At 67.8% G+C, this 14,617-nt stretch carries 11 protein-coding genes and 3 rRNA genes (1 of these 14 only partly in view); 7 read left to right on the top strand and 7 right to left on the bottom strand.

What is annotated here, in order from left to right; all coding sequences use genetic code 11:
* The 3 genes from OHS18_RS19385 to rrf all read left to right on the top strand — a co-directional run.
* Positions 1-9: ribosomal RNA gene (locus tag OHS18_RS19385) — 16S ribosomal RNA — on the top strand (it extends 1,507 nt beyond the left edge of the window).
* A gap of 331 nt (positions 10-340) precedes the next feature.
* Positions 341-3,461, top strand: a 23S ribosomal RNA gene (locus OHS18_RS19380).
* 83 nt (positions 3,462-3,544) lie between these two features.
* Positions 3,545-3,661 (top strand): 5S ribosomal RNA (rrf, locus tag OHS18_RS19375).
* Together the 16S, 23S and 5S rRNA genes form the textbook arrangement of a ribosomal RNA operon.
* 668 nt (positions 3,662-4,329) lie before the next feature.
* On the opposite strand, the gene cobF is transcribed toward rrf, so the two are convergent.
* Positions 4,330-5,091: a precorrin-6A synthase (deacetylating) gene (gene cobF / locus OHS18_RS19370; protein WP_328617972.1), complete on the bottom strand. Its 762-nt coding sequence runs from the start codon at positions 5,089-5,091 to the stop codon at positions 4,330-4,332.
* A 103-nt stretch (positions 5,092-5,194) separates the two neighbouring features.
* On the opposite strand from cobF, the gene OHS18_RS19365 reads away from it, so the two are divergent.
* The 3 genes from OHS18_RS19365 to OHS18_RS19355 all read left to right on the top strand — a co-directional run bounded on the left by OHS18_RS19365 (position 5,195) and on the right by OHS18_RS19355 (position 7,903).
* A complete protein-coding gene (locus OHS18_RS19365; RefSeq protein WP_328450612.1) occupies positions 5,195-5,401 on the top strand; it encodes a heavy-metal-associated domain-containing protein in 207 nt (68 codons plus the stop codon).
* Complete coding sequence (locus tag OHS18_RS19360) at positions 5,398-7,545, top strand: heavy metal translocating P-type ATPase (RefSeq protein ID WP_328618543.1); 2,148 nt, start codon at positions 5,398-5,400, stop codon at positions 7,543-7,545. Before OHS18_RS19365 ends, OHS18_RS19360 begins: the two co-directional genes overlap by 4 nt.
* Positions 7,546-7,621: 76 nt before the next feature.
* Positions 7,622-7,903 (top strand): metal-sensitive transcriptional regulator, encoded by a 282-nt coding sequence (locus OHS18_RS19355; protein ID WP_072477203.1) that lies wholly within the window; start codon positions 7,622-7,624, stop codon positions 7,901-7,903.
* Positions 7,904-7,977: 74 nt separating this feature from the next.
* Here the strand turns inward: OHS18_RS19355 and OHS18_RS19350 are convergent, their stop codons facing one another.
* The 4 genes from OHS18_RS19350 to OHS18_RS19335 form a co-directional block, all read right to left on the bottom strand.
* Positions 7,978-8,652 carry a CPBP family intramembrane glutamic endopeptidase gene (locus OHS18_RS19350; RefSeq protein ID WP_328617971.1) on the bottom strand — a complete coding sequence of 225 codons (675 nt, stop codon included), beginning with the start codon at positions 8,650-8,652 and terminating at the stop codon, positions 7,978-7,980.
* Between the two features lie 5 nt (positions 8,653-8,657).
* Positions 8,658-9,932: an ABC transporter substrate-binding protein gene (locus OHS18_RS19345; protein ID WP_328617970.1), complete on the bottom strand. Its 1,275-nt coding sequence runs from the start codon at positions 9,930-9,932 to the stop codon at positions 8,658-8,660.
* 66 nt (positions 9,933-9,998) lie between these two features.
* Positions 9,999-10,934: a M protein gene (locus OHS18_RS19340; protein ID WP_328617969.1), complete on the bottom strand. Its 936-nt coding sequence runs from the start codon at positions 10,932-10,934 to the stop codon at positions 9,999-10,001.
* Positions 10,935-11,054: 120 nt separating this feature from the next.
* Positions 11,055-11,837, bottom strand: a complete 783-nt coding sequence (locus tag OHS18_RS19335; protein ID WP_442875392.1) for an MgtC/SapB family protein — start codon at positions 11,835-11,837, stop codon at positions 11,055-11,057.
* A 116-nt stretch (positions 11,838-11,953) separates the two neighbouring features.
* On the opposite strand from OHS18_RS19335, the gene OHS18_RS19330 reads away from it, so the two are divergent.
* The gene (locus OHS18_RS19330) at positions 11,954-12,631 is read left to right on the top strand and encodes a maleylpyruvate isomerase family mycothiol-dependent enzyme (protein WP_328617967.1); all 678 of its coding nucleotides are present in this window, start codon (positions 11,954-11,956) and stop codon (positions 12,629-12,631) included.
* A 9-nt stretch (positions 12,632-12,640) separates the two neighbouring features.
* Here the strand turns inward: OHS18_RS19330 and OHS18_RS19325 are convergent, their stop codons facing one another.
* Entirely contained in the window at positions 12,641-13,969 is a 1,329-nt protein-coding gene (locus OHS18_RS19325) for a copper resistance CopC/CopD family protein (protein WP_328617966.1), read from the bottom strand.
* The gene (locus tag OHS18_RS19320; protein WP_328617965.1) at positions 13,966-14,541 is read right to left on the bottom strand and encodes a hypothetical protein; all 576 of its coding nucleotides are present in this window, start codon (positions 14,539-14,541) and stop codon (positions 13,966-13,968) included. Before OHS18_RS19320 ends, OHS18_RS19325 begins: the two co-directional genes overlap by 4 nt.
* Between the last annotated feature and the right edge of the window lie 76 nt (positions 14,542-14,617).

The raw sequence follows: 14,617 nt of genomic DNA, 5'->3' as shown, positions 1-14,617 counted from the left end.
ACCTCCTTTCTAAGGAGCACAACACATCCACTCGGCCGGGATACCCGGAACCACCGTGGTGGGGTGGGCACGGTTTAACACTCGAATGCAGTGTTGCCGGGCTTGCTCAAGGAATTGTGGAACTACTGGTTATGGTCACTCTTGGTTGGCAATGCCTCCTCTAGTACTGAGCATCTTCGGATGATCGTGGAAAAAGGAGCCGGCGCCTCGGAGGGTGATTGTTTGCTATGCACACTGTTGGGTCCTGAGGCAACACGCCTTAGGGCTTACACAGCCTGGGAATGTGGTTTGTTTCTGGTGTGGTGTTTGAGAACTGTAGAGTGGATGCGAGCATCTTTGTGGTCAAGTTGTTAAGGGCACATGGTGGATGTCTTGGCTTCAGGAGCCGATGAAGGACGTAGGAGGCTGCGATAAGCCTCGGGGAGCTGTCAACCGAGCTGTGATCCGAGGATTTCCGAATGGGGAAACCCAGCACCAGTGATGTGGTGTTACCCGCACCTGAATATATAGGGTGTGTGGAGGGAACGCGGGGAAGTGAAACATCTCAGTACCCGTAGGAAGAGAAAACAACCGTGATTCCGTGAGTAGTGGCGAGCGAAAGCGGAAGAGGCTAAACCGATTGCATGTGATACCTGTCAGGGGTTGTGTAGTCGGTGTTGTGGGACCTGTCTTCTCAGAGCTGACACTCTGGGCATGATGCGGCATGGTTAGTGGAACGCCTTGGGATGGGCGGCCGGAGTGGGTGAGAGCCCCGTACGCGAAAACTGTGTTTGTGTTGTGTGATGGTGCTCCCGAGTAGCAGCGAGCTCGTGGAATTTGCTGTGAATCTGCCGGGACCACCCGGTAAGCCTAAATACTTCCTGAAGACCGATAGCGGACTAGTACCGTGAGGGAAAGATGAAAAGTACCCCGGGAGGGGAGTGAAAGAGTACCTGAAACCGTGTGCCTACAAGCCGTCAGAGCTGTAATGGTGATGGCGTGCCTTTTGAAGAATGAGCCTGCGAGTTAGTGCTGCGTGGCGAGGTTAACCCGTGTGGGGTAGCCGTAGCGAAAGCGAGTCTGAATAGGGCGCTTGAGTCGCGTGGTCTAGACCCGAAGCGGAGTGATCTACCCATGGCCAGGGTGAAGCGACGGTAAGACGTCGTGGAGGCCCGAACCCACTTAGGTTGAAAACTGAGGGGATGAGCTGTGGGTAGGGGTGAAAGGCCAATCAAACTCCGTGATAGCTGGTTCTCCCCGAAATGCATTTAGGTGCAGCGTCGCATGTTTCACCACGGGGGTAGAGCTACTGGATGGTCTAGGGGCCTTACCGGGTTACCGAAATCAACCAAACTCCGAATACCGTGGTGTGAGAGTGCGGCAGTGAGACGGCGGGGGATAAGCTTCGTCGTCGAGAGGGAAACAGCCCAGAACACCAGCTAAGGCCCCTAAGTGTGTGCTCAGTGGGAAAGGATGTGGGATTGCCCAGACAACCAGGAGGTTGGCTTAGAAGCAGCCACCCTTGAAAGAGTGCGTAATAGCTCACTGGTCAAGTGGTCCTGCGCCGACAATGTAGCGGGGCTTAAGCACACCGCCGAAGCTGTGTCATTGACACAATAGATCCACTTGGGCTCTTGAAGTCCTTGTGTAGTCGTGTTGATGGGTAGGGGAGCGTCCTGCACCCAGGGAAGCCGTGGCGGAAGCTAGCGGTGGAGGGTGTGGGAGTGAGAATGCAGGCATGAGTAGCGAATGCAGAGTGAGAAACTCTGCCGCCGGATGACCAAGGGTTCCTGGGCCAGGCTAATCCGCCCAGGGTAAGTCGGGACCTAAGGCGAGGCCGACAGGCGTAGTCGATGGACAACGGGTTGATATTCCCGTACCCGAGCATGTGCGCCCATGACGAGGCGTTTGATACTAACCACCCAAAGCGCGCCGGCGAAGTCTTCGGATGGAGTTGGTGTTGTGGAGCGTGGGACCTGATTTCGTAGTAGTCAAGCGATGGGGTGACGCAGGAAGGTAGCTCCGCCAGGCGATGGTTGTCCTGGTGTAAGCGTGTAGGAGAAAGCATAGGCAAATCCGTGCTTTATATACTCTGAGACGTGATGCGTAGCCGTTTGAGGCGAAGTAGAGTGATCCTATGCTGCCGAGAAAAGCCTCTAGTGAGTGCATGCACGGCCCGTACCCCAAACCAACACAGGTGGTCAGGTAGAGAATACTAAGGCGATCGGGTGAACTGTGGTTAAGGAACTCGGCAAAATGCCCCCGTAACTTCGGGAGAAGGGGGGCCAAACATCCTGAAGCTTTTTACAGGCTAGGGGTGGGTGGCCGCAGAGACCAGCGGAAAGCGACTGTTTACTAAAAACACAGGTCCATGCGAAGTCGCAAGACGATGTATATGGACTGACGCCTGCCCGGTGCTGGAACGTTAAGAGGACCGGTTAATCCCTTCGGGGGTGAAGCTGAGAATTTAAGCGCCAGTAAACGGCGGTGGTAACTATAACCATCCTAAGGTAGCGAAATTCCTTGTCGGGTAAGTTCCGACCTGCACGAATGGCGTAACGACTTTCCGGCTGTCTCAACCACAGGCCCGGCGAAATTGCACTACGAGTAAAGATGCTCGTTACGCGCGGCAGGACGGAAAGACCCCGGGACCTTTACTATAGTTTGGTATTGGTTTTCGGTTCGGCTTGTGTAGGATAGGTGGGAGACTGTGAAGCGGTGACGCTAGTTACTGTGGAGTCGTTGTTGAAATACCACTCTGGTCGAATTGGGAATCTGAACCTCGGGCCATGATCTGGTTCAGGGACAGTGCCTGATGGGTAGTTTAACTGGGGCGGTTGCCTCCTAAAGAGTAACGGAGGCGCCCAAAGGTTCCCTCAGCCTGGTTGGCAATCAGGTGTTGAGTGCAAGTGCACAAGGGAGCTTGACTGTGAGACAGACATGTCGAGCAGGGACGAAAGTCGGGACTAGTGATCCGGCACCACCTGGTGGAAGGGGTGTCGCTCAACGGATAAAAGGTACCCCGGGGATAACAGGCTGATCTTGCCCAAGAGTCCATATCGACGGCATGGTTTGGCACCTCGATGTCGGCTCGTCGCATCCTGGGGCCGGAGTAGGTCCCAAGGGTTGGGCTGTTCGCCCATTAAAGCGGCACGCGAGCTGGGTTTAGAACGTCGTGAGACAGTTCGGTCCCTATCCGCCGCGCGCGTAGGATACTTGAGGAAGGCTGTCCCTAGTACGAGAGGACCGGGACGGACGAACCTCTGGTGTGCCAGTTGTCCCGCCAGGGGCATGGCTGGTTGGCCACGTTCGGAAGGGATAACCGCTGAAGGCATCTAAGCGGGAAGCCTGTTCCAAGATGAGGTATCCCACCCTTTGTGGGTTAAGGCCCCCAATAGACCATTGGGTTGATAGGCCAGATATGGAAGCACAGTAATGTGTTGTCGAGTTGACTGGTACTAATAGGCCGAGGACTTGTCTACGAAGGTGTTACGCATCCACTCTACGGTTTCTGAGACACCACACGGCTCCCTGTTTTTTGGGGGGTGTGGTTGTTTCGTAGTGTTTCGGTGGTTTTAGCGTCAGGGAAACGCCCGGTCCCATTCCGAACCCGGAAGCTAAGCTTGACAGCGCCGATGGTACTGCAACCGAAGGGTTGTGGGAGAGTAGGACACCGCCGAACATTTTGTTGGGGAAGGGCCTGGCCCGGTCGAGAACCTCTGGTTCTCCCGGCCAGGCCCTTTTTCTATGCCCACACCCCTTCTCTGGCACCCCGGGGTGGCCGGTGTCCGGGTGCCGGTGGTTTGTCGGTTGCCGCGGTCGGGGTCGTGTCGACTGTCTGATCACGGGTGTCGGCATTTCAGTCACGGGTGTCGGCGTTCTGATCACGTGTCGACCTGCGGATCACGCGAGTCGACCCCAGAATCACGCGAGTCGGCGCCCGAATCTTGGTTAGTGGCCTGCGGATCCACGCGAGCCAGAGCCCTCAGCCTGGCGAGCCGGCCCTCAATTGCGGGTGTTTGCCCACGGATGACGTGTGCGGGCGCCTCAATCGCCTGAGCCGGCGACTCGACCACGCGAGCCGGCGTCCTCATCCGGCCTCGCGACCCCGGGTGATGCCCGCCTGATCACTGGCGATGCCCCGCGGATTACGCGTGATACCTCTGTGAACACAAATGATTCTCAGTGGAGCAAGCGGGATTCACGTGATCAGCTTCGGGATTGGCGTGATTGCAGGCGGAACTCGCGTGACCCGCGGGGGGCATCGCGTGTGATTGGGAGGGCATCACTCGTGATTGGAGGGTCAACTCGCGTGATTGGAGGGTCGACTCGCGTACCCGGGCGGGGGAGTTACGGGGTGGGGCGGCGGAGGAGGTAGGTGTCCATGATCCAGCCGTGGCGTTCCCGGGCCGCGGTGCGGGTTTCGCGGATTTGGGTTGCCAGGGCGGGGGTCAGGGGGCCGGAGAGCAGGATTTCGTCCGGCGTGCCTACGTATGCGCCCCAGAAGATCGTCAGGTCGAGAGACGTGTAGCGGTCGAACGTGGTGTGGGCGTCCAGGAGGACGAAGACGTCGTCGACGCCGTCGGGCCAGCCGGTGGCCAGCAGGCGGCCTGTTGTGAGCTGGACGGCTCGGCCGATCTGGTTCATCGTCGTGCGGTGGCGGGCCACCAAGGCCGAGATGCTGCTGATGCCCGGGATCACCTCGTACTCGAACTCGACCTTTCCCCGCGCCAGCACCGCCTCGATCAGCGCGATCGTGCTGTCGTACAGCGACGGGTCGCCCCACACCAGGAAGGCGCCCGTCTGGGACGTGGTCAGCGAGGAGAGGATCACGCTCTCGTAGGTCTCGGCGCGAGCCGCGTGCCAGTCGGCTACCGCTGCTCGGTAGTCCGCCGGCCGGCGGTCTCGGGGTGGGTCCGCGACCAGCACCACGCGGTACGGGCGCGTCACGTACCGGTCGAGGATCTCCTCGCGCAGCCGGACCAGGTCGGCCTTCTCCTCGCCCTTGTCGAGCACGAAGAACACGTCGACGCGGTTGAGGCGGTCCACCGCCTGCACCGTCAGGTGCTCGGGGTCGCCGGCGCCGATCCCGATCGCGTAGATCTTCCGCATTCCGCGAGTCTGCCCCGCGGTGCGATCAACGCCACCACGGGGGCTGATGGAGAACCCCTACCCCCGATGGGTATAAAGGAAGGGGGTACGAAAGGAGCGGTCGATGACCGAAGCGACCTACACCGTCGAGGGCATGACCTGCGGGCATTGCGCCAGCTCCGTCCGCGAAGAGGTCTCCGAGCTCGCCGGGGTCCACGGCGTGGACGTCGACGTCGAGAGCGGGCGCGTCACCGTGACCAGCGACACCCCGCTGACCACCGACGCCGTCGCCGCGGCTGTCACCGAGGCCGGCTACCGCCTGGTGGCCTGAGCACCGTGACCACCGCGCAGTCCGCACGCGTCGAGCTCGCCATCGGCGGGATGACCTGCGCGTCCTGCGCGGCCCGCGTCGAGCGCAAGCTCAACAAGGTCGACGGCGTGACCGCGACGGTCAACTACGCGACCGAGAAAGCCCAGGTCAGCTTCCCGGGCGGGCTCTCCGTCGGTGACCTGGTCGGCGTCGTCGAAGCCGCCGGGTACTCGGCGCGGCTCCCGGAGCCCGACGCCCCGGCCGAAGACGGCACGCTGCGCAAGCGTTTGCTGCTCTCCGCCGCGCTCACCATTCCCCTGCTGGTGCTCGCGATGGTGCCCAGCTGGCAGTTCGACTACTGGCAGTGGGTCTCGCTCGCGCTCGCCGCCCCGGTCGTGACGTGGGGCGCGTGGCCGTTCCACCGCGCCGCCGCGGTCAACCTGCGGCACTTCACCGCCACCATGGACACGCTGATCTCGCTCGGCGTCGTCGCATCGACGGCCTGGTCGCTGTACGCCCTGCTCTTCGGCATGGCCGGTGAGATCGGCATGCGCCACGGCTTCGAGCTGCTCAGCACCGGCATGGCCGGCGACAACCTGTACTTCGAGGTGGCCGCCGCGGTCACCACGTTCATCCTCGCCGGCCGCTACTTCGAAGCCCGGTCCAAGCGCCGCGCCGGCGCCGCCCTGCGCGCGCTGCTGGACCTCGGTGCGAAGGACGTCACCGTGCTCCGCGATGGTGACGAGCATCAGGTGCCGATCAAAAACCTGCAGGTCGGAGACGTTTTTGTCGCTCGGCCCGGCGAGAAGATCGCCACTGACGGCGTCGTGACCGAAGGCCGTTCCGCGGTCGACACCAGCATGCTCACCGGCGAGTCGACGCCGGTCGAGGCCGGCCCGGGCGACGCGGTCACTGGCGCCACCGTCAACGTCGGCGGGCGGCTGCTCGTCCGCGCGGCACGCGTCGGCGCGGACACCCGGCTGGCGCAGCTGGCCCGGCTGGTCGAGGCCGCGCAGAACGGGAAGGCCGCGGCCCAGCGTCTCGCCGACCGGGTGTCGGCGGTGTTCGTGCCCGCGGTCGTCTTCGCGGCGCTCGCGACACTGGTCGTCTGGCTCGCCACGGGCGGCAGCGAAGACCAGGCGTTCACCGCGGCCGTCGCCGTGCTGATCATCGCCTGCCCGTGCGCGCTCGGCCTCGCGACACCGACGGCGCTGCTCGTCGGCACCGGCCGCGGCGCGCAGCTGGGTATCGTCATCAAGGGCCCCGAGGTGCTCGAGTCCACCCGCCGCGTCGACACCGTCGTGCTCGACAAGACCGGCACCGTCACCACCGGCCGGATGACGCTGGTCGAGGGGGACGGCGAGGTCCTCCGGCTGGCCGGCGCCGTCGAGGCGGCCTCCGAGCACCCGGTCGCCCGCGCGATCGTGGACGCGGCCCGGGCCAGGACCGGCCCGCTCCCCGCCGTGACGGATTTCCGGAGCACCCCCGGGCTCGGCGTGACGGGCGTGGTCGAGGGCCGGCGGGTCACCGTCGGCCGGGCGGCCTTCGTAGGCGCGGAAGCCGCCGAGACGGCGGGTGCGACCACGGTGCACGTGGCTTGGGACGGCGAAGTCCGCGGCCGCCTGGTCGTCGCCGACACCATCAAGCCGACGTCGGCTCGGGCCGTCGCCGAGCTGCGGGACCTCGGCCTGACGCCGGTGCTGCTGACCGGGGACAACGCGGGCGCGGCCCGGGCGATCGCGGCCGAGGCGGGGATCGACGAGGTCGTCGCCGAGGTGCTGCCCGAGGACAAGGTCGACGTCGTGAAGCGGCTGCAGGCCGAGGGGCGCGTGGTCGCGATGGTCGGTGACGGCGTCAACGACGCCGCCGCGCTCGCGCAAGCCGATCTGGGCCTCGCCATGGGCACCGGCACCGACGCGGCGATCGAAGCCAGCGACCTGACGCTGGTCCGCGGCGACCTGCGCGCCGCCGTCGACGCGATCCGGCTGGCCCGTCGGACACTGGCCACCATCAAGGGCAACCTGTTCTGGGCGTTCGCCTACAACGTCGCGGCGCTGCCGCTGGCCGCGCTCGGCCTGCTCAACCCGATGATCGCGGGCGCGGCGATGGCGTGCTCCTCGGCCTTCGTGGTGAGCAACAGCCTCCGCCTGCGCCGCTTCCGCTGAAGCTGAGTGACCTGGCCCGATACGTGGGGTGGGTATACTTGCAGGCAGGGAAGCCAACTACGGGGACGGGTGGGCCATGACGGGTTACGGCAGCGAGCGAGAGGCGTACCTCAAGCGCCTGCGCCGGATCGAAGGGCAGATCCGCGGGCTGCAGCGCATGGTCGAGCAGGACAAGTACTGCATCGACATCCTGACCCAGGTCTCCGCGGCGACTAAAGCGCTCCAGTCGTTCTCGCTGGAACTGCTCGACGAGCACCTGGCGACGTGCGTGGTCCAGGCGGCCGCGGCCGGCGGGGAAGAAGCCGACCTGAAGGTGCGGGAAGCGTCGGACGCGATCGCGCGGCTCGTGCGCTCCTGACCGGTGCCAGGCGGGGTCGTGAATGTTCAGGGCGGTTCTCACCCTCCTGAACACTCACGACCGGCCGCGGCAGATCACCGGACCAGTACGGCGAGGGTCAGGCCGCCCGCGTTGGTCGTGAAGTGGACGATCACCGACGCCAGGACGCCCCGGCCCTGGTGGCGCCACCAGTGCAGGAAGATCCCCGCGACGCCGGCCGCGGCCATCGCCAGGATCTGCAGCACCACCACCGGCGTTGTCCCGAACACCGCGTGGACCGCCGCGTTGCGGCCGATCGCCAAGGCCGGCAGGTAGTGCCAGAGGCCGAACAGCGCCGCCGCGCCCAGGATCGGGGGCCAGCGCCAGCGGTCGTCCCGTGCGCCCAGCAGGGCCGGGAGCACACCGCGGAAGGCGATCTCCTCGATCAGCACCGTGCCGAACAGGATCCGGCCGCAGGTCAGCCAGATCAGCTGGCCGAAGTCGGGGGTGCCGACCCGGCCGTCCTGGTAGACCGTCCGCAGCGCCGGCACGGCCAGCGCGATGCCGAACACCACCGCGACCAGCCCGGCTCCGGCCAGTCCGACCAAGGCGGACCGCCGGAACGAGCGCAAGCCCAGGTCGGACCACGACAAGCCGGCCGCGCGAGCCAGGCCGACCAGCGCCGCCGCGGCCACCAGCCCGCACACGGGGTACGCCCAGCCGGGCAGCACGCGGTTGGCCAGCGTCGTCGACGCGGCCAGCGTCACGACCGCCGCGACCAGGGCGAACATCCGCGTCAAGGGATGATGTCCCGCGAGTCGAGCGCGTCGGTCAGCCGTTCGCGCAGCTCGGCCGCGGTGGCCTGCGGGTCGATCGCCGACGGCGGGGACAGCACCTTCGAGATCACCGTCGACAGGTTCTGGTACGCCGGGGTCAGCGGCCGGACGGCGGCGTCGGACAGCGCCGCCAGGATGTCCGGCTTCATCGGGAACCGGGCCGCCATCGTCGAGCCGGGGTCGGCCGGGTCGAGCGGCGCCGGGTCGTCGTAGACCGCGCGCGTCGTCGGGGCCAGGCCGTCCTCGATCGCCTGGTACTTCTGGCTCGCCGGGCTGCGCAGGCACAACGCCGCGTCGAACGCCTCCGCCCGGTGTGGCGAGTACGTGCTGATCGCCAGGTTGAAGCCGCCGATCGTGACGCGGCTCGGGTGCCCCGGGACCACCGACGGGTAGCGGGTCCAGCGGACGTGCCCCAGGTCCTGCGGCTTCTCCTTCGTGTAGGCGGCGTAGACGTACGGCCAGTTCAGCTCCAGCGCGCCCTGCCCGCGCTGGAACGCCTGCCGGACCTCGTCCTCCTTCGAGTTGCCCAGTGACGGGTCGGTGATCCCGGCCGTGGTGAGCGTCTTCAGCAGCTCCAGCGCGCGGACGGCGCCGGCGTCCAGCAGCACGGACTTGCCGTCGTCGGACAGGATGTGCCCGCCCGCCGAGGCGACCAGGGTGTTGTAGAACACCACCAGCCCCTCGTACTGGGCGCCGGTGAACAGGACGTTCGCCGGCTTCCCGGCCGCCTTCAGGGCCTGGGCCTGCGCCATCATCTCGTCGAACGTCTTCGGCGGTGACGGCGTCAGCCGGTCGTCGTACCAGAGCAGCTGGACGTTCGTGTGCTTCGTCGCCGCGTACAGCTTCCCGTTCCAGCGCGCGGTCGAGAGCGGCCCGGGCAGCACGTCCCGCGTCGCCTCGGCCTCGGCCGCGCCGGTCCACGGCACCACCCAGCCCGCCTCGGCGAACTCCGGCACCCAGGTGACGTCCAGGCCGAGCACGTCCAGCGACGGGTCCTCCGCGGCGAGCCGGCGCACCATCTGCTCGCGCTGGCCGTCCGCGCCGCGCGGGAGCTTGTGGTACTCGATCCGGTACCGGCCGGCGGCGGCCGCGTTGCAGGTGTCGACGACGTGCTGGAGGTTGTTCTCCGGCGAGACGTACAGGTTGATCGTCAGGCCCGAGCCGCTGCCGCACGCCGTGAGCGTGCCGCCCACCAGGGCGGTGACCAGTACGGACCGCGTGATCGTCGAGCGCATGGGCGTCCCCTCACCTCGGCCGGCGATCACCCGATCATGGGTGCTGCCCGGCCGGGGGACAAGGGGTCAGCCGACCGCGTCGGAAAGATCGTCCGCGGGCGAGCGTCTCTGCACGGGCACCCGCTTCGACATCGGCAGCGTGGCTTCGGGGTCGGACGCCGCCGGCTTTTCGTCGAGGGCGACGGCCGCCTCGGCCAGCAGGGACCGGCAGCCGACGAGGCTCGCGTGGAGCTTGTCGCGGACCTCGGTGAGCGCCGCGACCTCGCGTTCCGCGGCCGTGACCAGCGTTTCGCCGTGGCGGGTGGCGTCGGCGATCGTCTGCTCGGCCGTGGCCCGGGCCGTGGCCAGCTCGCTTTCGCCGGTCGTGACCAGGGTTTCCGTGCGCTGGGTGGCTTCGGCCACGAGCCTGTCCGCCTTCGCCCGGGCGGCCGCGTCCTGCTCGGCCAGTTCGCTCATCGCCTCGGCGCGGCGGAGCGTCAACGCCCGCGTGTGATCCTCTTCCTGCCGGGCCCGGCGGCGCGCCGCGGCCTCGTCGAGCTCACGGCGGCGCTGCTCGGCCGCCCGCAGGAGTTCTTCGTGCTCGGTGCGCTGCCGCTCGCGGTCGGCTTCGGCCAGGGCGAGGACTTCGTGTTCCTTCTCGGTGAGCCGCACGGCCTCGAGCTCCGCCTCGCGGCGGATCCGTTCGGCGGTTTCCCTTGCCCGACCGGTGATTTCGGTCGCTTCCTCGCGGGTGAGCTCGATCATCCGGCGCGAGCGCTCCTGCAGCGCGTCCGGCTCGATCGGGGTCCGGCTGATCCGGTCGATCTTCACCCGGAGCTCACGGTTCTCGTCGGCGAACGCGGCCGCGCGCCGGGCCGCGGCATCGCGTTCGTCGGTGAGTCTGCGGATTTCGGCCTCGGCCCACTCGACGTATTCGACGACCTGCGCGCGGTGAAAACCGCGCCACGCCTGGTCGAATCCGGGCTGCGTGCGCGCCACGTCCTCGCCACCGCCGGGGGCCATGCCTCACCTCCGAATTGGATGGTTTCTCCTCGGCCGCACGTTTTCCTTGCGGTGCCGGGGATTTCCGTGTGCACCCCAGTGTGCCGCAAACCGGCCCCCGCGCGCTGCCCGGGCGGGCGATCATTCGTCGAGCGGTTCCCCGGCACCGGTGGACGTACTGCGGACGCCGGGCAATTCGGCGAGTTCGGCGGCCAGGTCGTAAAGATCACCCCGGCCGTCGAGGCGCAGGGTGACGATCGCGATCCGTTGCCCCTCCTCGGAAACTCTGCCATCCAGGGCTTCGCCCCGAGCCGGGGGCTCCGCCACCCGGGGCCCCCAATAGGGTTCGTGGTCGACCTCGACGTGGTGCACCGACCAGCCGCGTCCGGTGCACACCGCCAGCGCCGCGCGCAGCACGCCCTGGCCGTCGAGGTAGCTCAAGCGCACCACCGGCGGTTCCTTGCGGTGGCGTGCGACGAACCGCTGCAGCGGCGGCAAACCGCGCGTCACCACGAAGTGCCCGATCGTCGTGCCGACCGCGAGCACCGGCAGGCCGGCGCCGCACGCCGTGCCGACCGCGGCGGTGAGCCAGATCGTCGCGGCCGTGGTCAGCCCGCGGACGGCGTCGCGGCGGACGAAGATCAGCCCGGCGCCGAGGAAGCCGATGCCGGAGACGATCTGCGCGGCGATCCGCGACGGGTCGAGCGCGATGTGGTCGGTGGCGAGCAGGTCGGCGAAGCCGTACTTCGACACCAGCATGAACACCGCCGAGCCGACGCCGACCAAGCTGTGCGTCCGCAGGCCGGCGGCCTTCATCCCGGCCTCGCGCTCGAGGCCGATGGCGACGCTGAGCAGCAGGGCGAGCACGACCGGCGGCAGCAGTTCCCACTGCGCCGACGTGGACCACAGAGTGGGCAAGATCACGACCTCCCGAGGTCTCGCGGGTGCCGGCCACCCGGCAAGCGGGAAGAACCGCCGAGGGCCGTCACCAGGGCATACTGAGCCGAGATCACCGATCGTGCCAGGGCGAGGTGGAGCGCGTGACAACGAGTCGGCCGGCCACGGCCCCGGACTTCGTCGGCTACCCGCAGGTGCGGCGCGGTGTGCGCGCGCTGCTCGACGGGCGGCCCGGCCTGCACCACCGCCCGGTCCCCGCGTGTCCCGAGTGGACCGTCACGGACCTGCTCGGTCACCTGACCGTGATCGCCGAACGTGTCCTCGGCCGGCACGGCGGCACCCCGCCGCCGTCGCCGGCCGCTTCGCCGGCCCTGCCCGCGCTGCTCGACCGCTGGGACGCCGTCGGCGCGGAGCTCGACCCGCTGCTCGCCGCCGCGGGCGGGCGCAGTGGCGAGGTCATGGTGATGGACGCCTACACCCACGAGCTGGACCTGCGCGCCGCGCTCGGCGTGCCGCCGCCCGCCGAGCACGTCGCCTGGGCACCGAGCTTCGACGTCCTGGTCCGCGGCCTCTCCGGCTCGATCGCCGGGCGTGGGCTGCCGGCCCTGCTGATCCGCACCGGCGACGGCGCCGAGTGGACGGCGGGCGAGGGACGGCCGGCGGCGTCGGTGACCGCGCCGGCCCACGACCTCTACCGCGCGCTCGCCGGGCGGCGCTCGCTCGGCCAGCTGGCGGCGCTGGACTGGAGCGAGACGCCGGGCCGGTGGCTGCCGGCCTTCAGCTGGGGACCGTTCTCCCCGCCGCTCTCACCCGGCGTTTGAGCGTCCGGGTCAGCCGCCGGGCGGCGTGACCGTCAGCAGCGCCGCCAAGGCCAGGACGACGACGCTCAGCACGACCTCCACCACCACGGCCTGACGCAGGCGGCGCAGGTTCGTCGTCACCGTCTTCGTCGCGCCCTCCGCCGGCGCGGTCATGCCCCGGCGCACCACCCGGCGGGAGCGGCTCGCCACCACCAGCAGCAGCGCGAAGCCGGCGATCTTCGCCAGCACGAGCACGCCGAAGCCGGTCGTCCAGAGGGACGACAGCGAGGGCATGATGCGCAGCGCCAGCACCGCGCCGCTGAGCGCGATCGCCGTCACGGCGCCGGCCGCGAGCCGGGAGAACCGCGTCGCGACGGGGGCCAGGTCCTCGTCCGCACCCGGGCGGAACAGGGCCAGGGCCAGCTGGACCAGGCCGCCCGCCCAGATGGCGATCGCGCCGAAGTGCACCAGGTCCGCCGTCACCGAGACGAACATGATCGGGTCGGTGACCGGGTGCCCGGTGGCCGAGAACGTCAGCAGCACGAGGAACCCGGTGACCATGGCCAGGTTCTCGTAGCGGGAGCGCAGCCGGTCGGGCAGGCCGGTCCGCAGGAGCCGGGGCACCAGCACCGCCAGCGCGACGACCGCCACCAGCCGGAGCAGCAGGAGCTTGCCGTACGCGACGCGCATCGTGTCCGCCAGCAGCCCGGTGTCGAACACGGCTTCGAGGTCACGGCCCGCCGCGTACGGGCCCTGCAGCACGAACTGCGCGACGGTCGTCACCACGACGAGACCGGCGCCCCAGCGCAGCAGCCGCCGGGCCCGGCCGTCGGTACGGGCGCCCGGCCGGCACACCACCACGAACGCCAGCCCGCCGAGCAGCACCACACCGAGGTAGGCGAACCAGCGCACCACCGTCGACACCGTGTTGACCGTCGTGTCGGTGCCGGTCGCCGCGGACACCGCGCCCGCCGACGTCACCAGCGGCCCGGCGCCGACGACGAACGCGAACGTGCCGCGCACCGGGTGCGAGTCGGCCGAGACGAAGGCGTATTCGACCAGGTAGCTCGCGTCCGGCAGGTTCGGCCGCAGGTGCACCGCGACCTGCTCCGCGACGTCGCCGGGCTGGAACACCGGCCCGGTGTCGACCTGGGTGCCCGCCAGGTCGACGACCTTGATCGACCCGGGCTGGATCCCGACGTTCTCCGAGAGCGTCACCGACACCAGGGACGGCGCCGCGCTCAGGCGGGCGCCGTCCCCGGGGGTCGACGAGACGATCTCGACGTGGGCCGAAGCCGGAGTGGCGCTCAGCACCAGCCAGCCGACGAGGAAGGCCAGCAGGGCCAGCGCGCGCTTCACGACGCGGCGAGGGCGAGCTGCTTCGGCTGCCCGCAGACGCAGCCGGTCAGCTCGTGCTCGGCGGCCGAGGCGCGCCGGTGCAGGATCACCGCGACGATCATCGGGATGGTGACGATCGTGTTGTAGAACAGGTGCAGCTCCACCCGCGGGATCAGCAGCTGGATGATGCTGGTGGGCACCTTCTGCCCGGCCAGCCGCCAGCCCGACTGGGCCTGGATGAACAGCAGCAGGTGCTCGATGTGGTGCCAGAACTGGATGCCCAGCGCCAGGTTCCACCACTGCCGCGAGCGGCCCGCGAACCCGTGCCGCAGCACCCACAGGAACACCAGCATCACGAGCGCGTAACCGTAGTGCAGCCACTCCTGGGAGATCAGCCAGGGGAACGGCATGCCGAGCACGCCCCGGGCCCGGGACGTCGGCCAGCCGAACCCGTAGATCTGGATGGCCTGCACGATGTGCTCGGCCCAGTGCGCGAGGACGATGATCATGAACACCGCGAGCGCCCGGTGGTGGTACCTGCTGTTCAGGTTCCCCAGAAAGCCGGACGGCCGAGTCAGTTCGGACGTCGACATGAATGTGCCCCTTATGTGCGGATTGCGGAAAACGGCGGGTCCGCTGAACTTAGCCGCCCGAAGCGCCGGATCCGTT

The sequence above is a fragment of the Amycolatopsis sp. NBC_00355 genome (assembly GCF_036104975.1).
Lineage (GTDB): Bacteria > Actinomycetota > Actinomycetes > Mycobacteriales > Pseudonocardiaceae > Amycolatopsis.
This window is presented reverse-complemented; position numbering and strand designations above follow the sequence as displayed.

Coding starts and splice junctions, on each gene's coding strand:
- cobF (WP_328617972.1), bottom strand. CDS start 5,091: ATGCGGAAGATCTACGCGATCGGGATCGGCGCCGGCGACCCCGAGCAC.
- OHS18_RS19320 (WP_328617965.1), bottom strand. CDS start 14,541: ATGTCGACGTCCGAACTGACTCGGCCGTCCGGCTTTCTGGGGAACCTG.
- OHS18_RS19365 (WP_328450612.1), top strand. CDS start 5,195: ATGACCGAAGCGACCTACACCGTCGAGGGCATGACCTGCGGGCATTGC.
- OHS18_RS19350 (WP_328617971.1), bottom strand. CDS start 8,652: ATGTTCGCCCTGGTCGCGGCGGTCGTGACGCTGGCCGCGTCGACGACG.
- OHS18_RS19340 (WP_328617969.1), bottom strand. CDS start 10,934: ATGGCCCCCGGCGGTGGCGAGGACGTGGCGCGCACGCAGCCCGGATTC.
- OHS18_RS19355 (WP_072477203.1), top strand. CDS start 7,622: ATGACGGGTTACGGCAGCGAGCGAGAGGCGTACCTCAAGCGCCTGCGC.
- OHS18_RS19345 (WP_328617970.1), bottom strand. CDS start 9,932: ATGCGCTCGACGATCACGCGGTCCGTACTGGTCACCGCCCTGGTGGGC.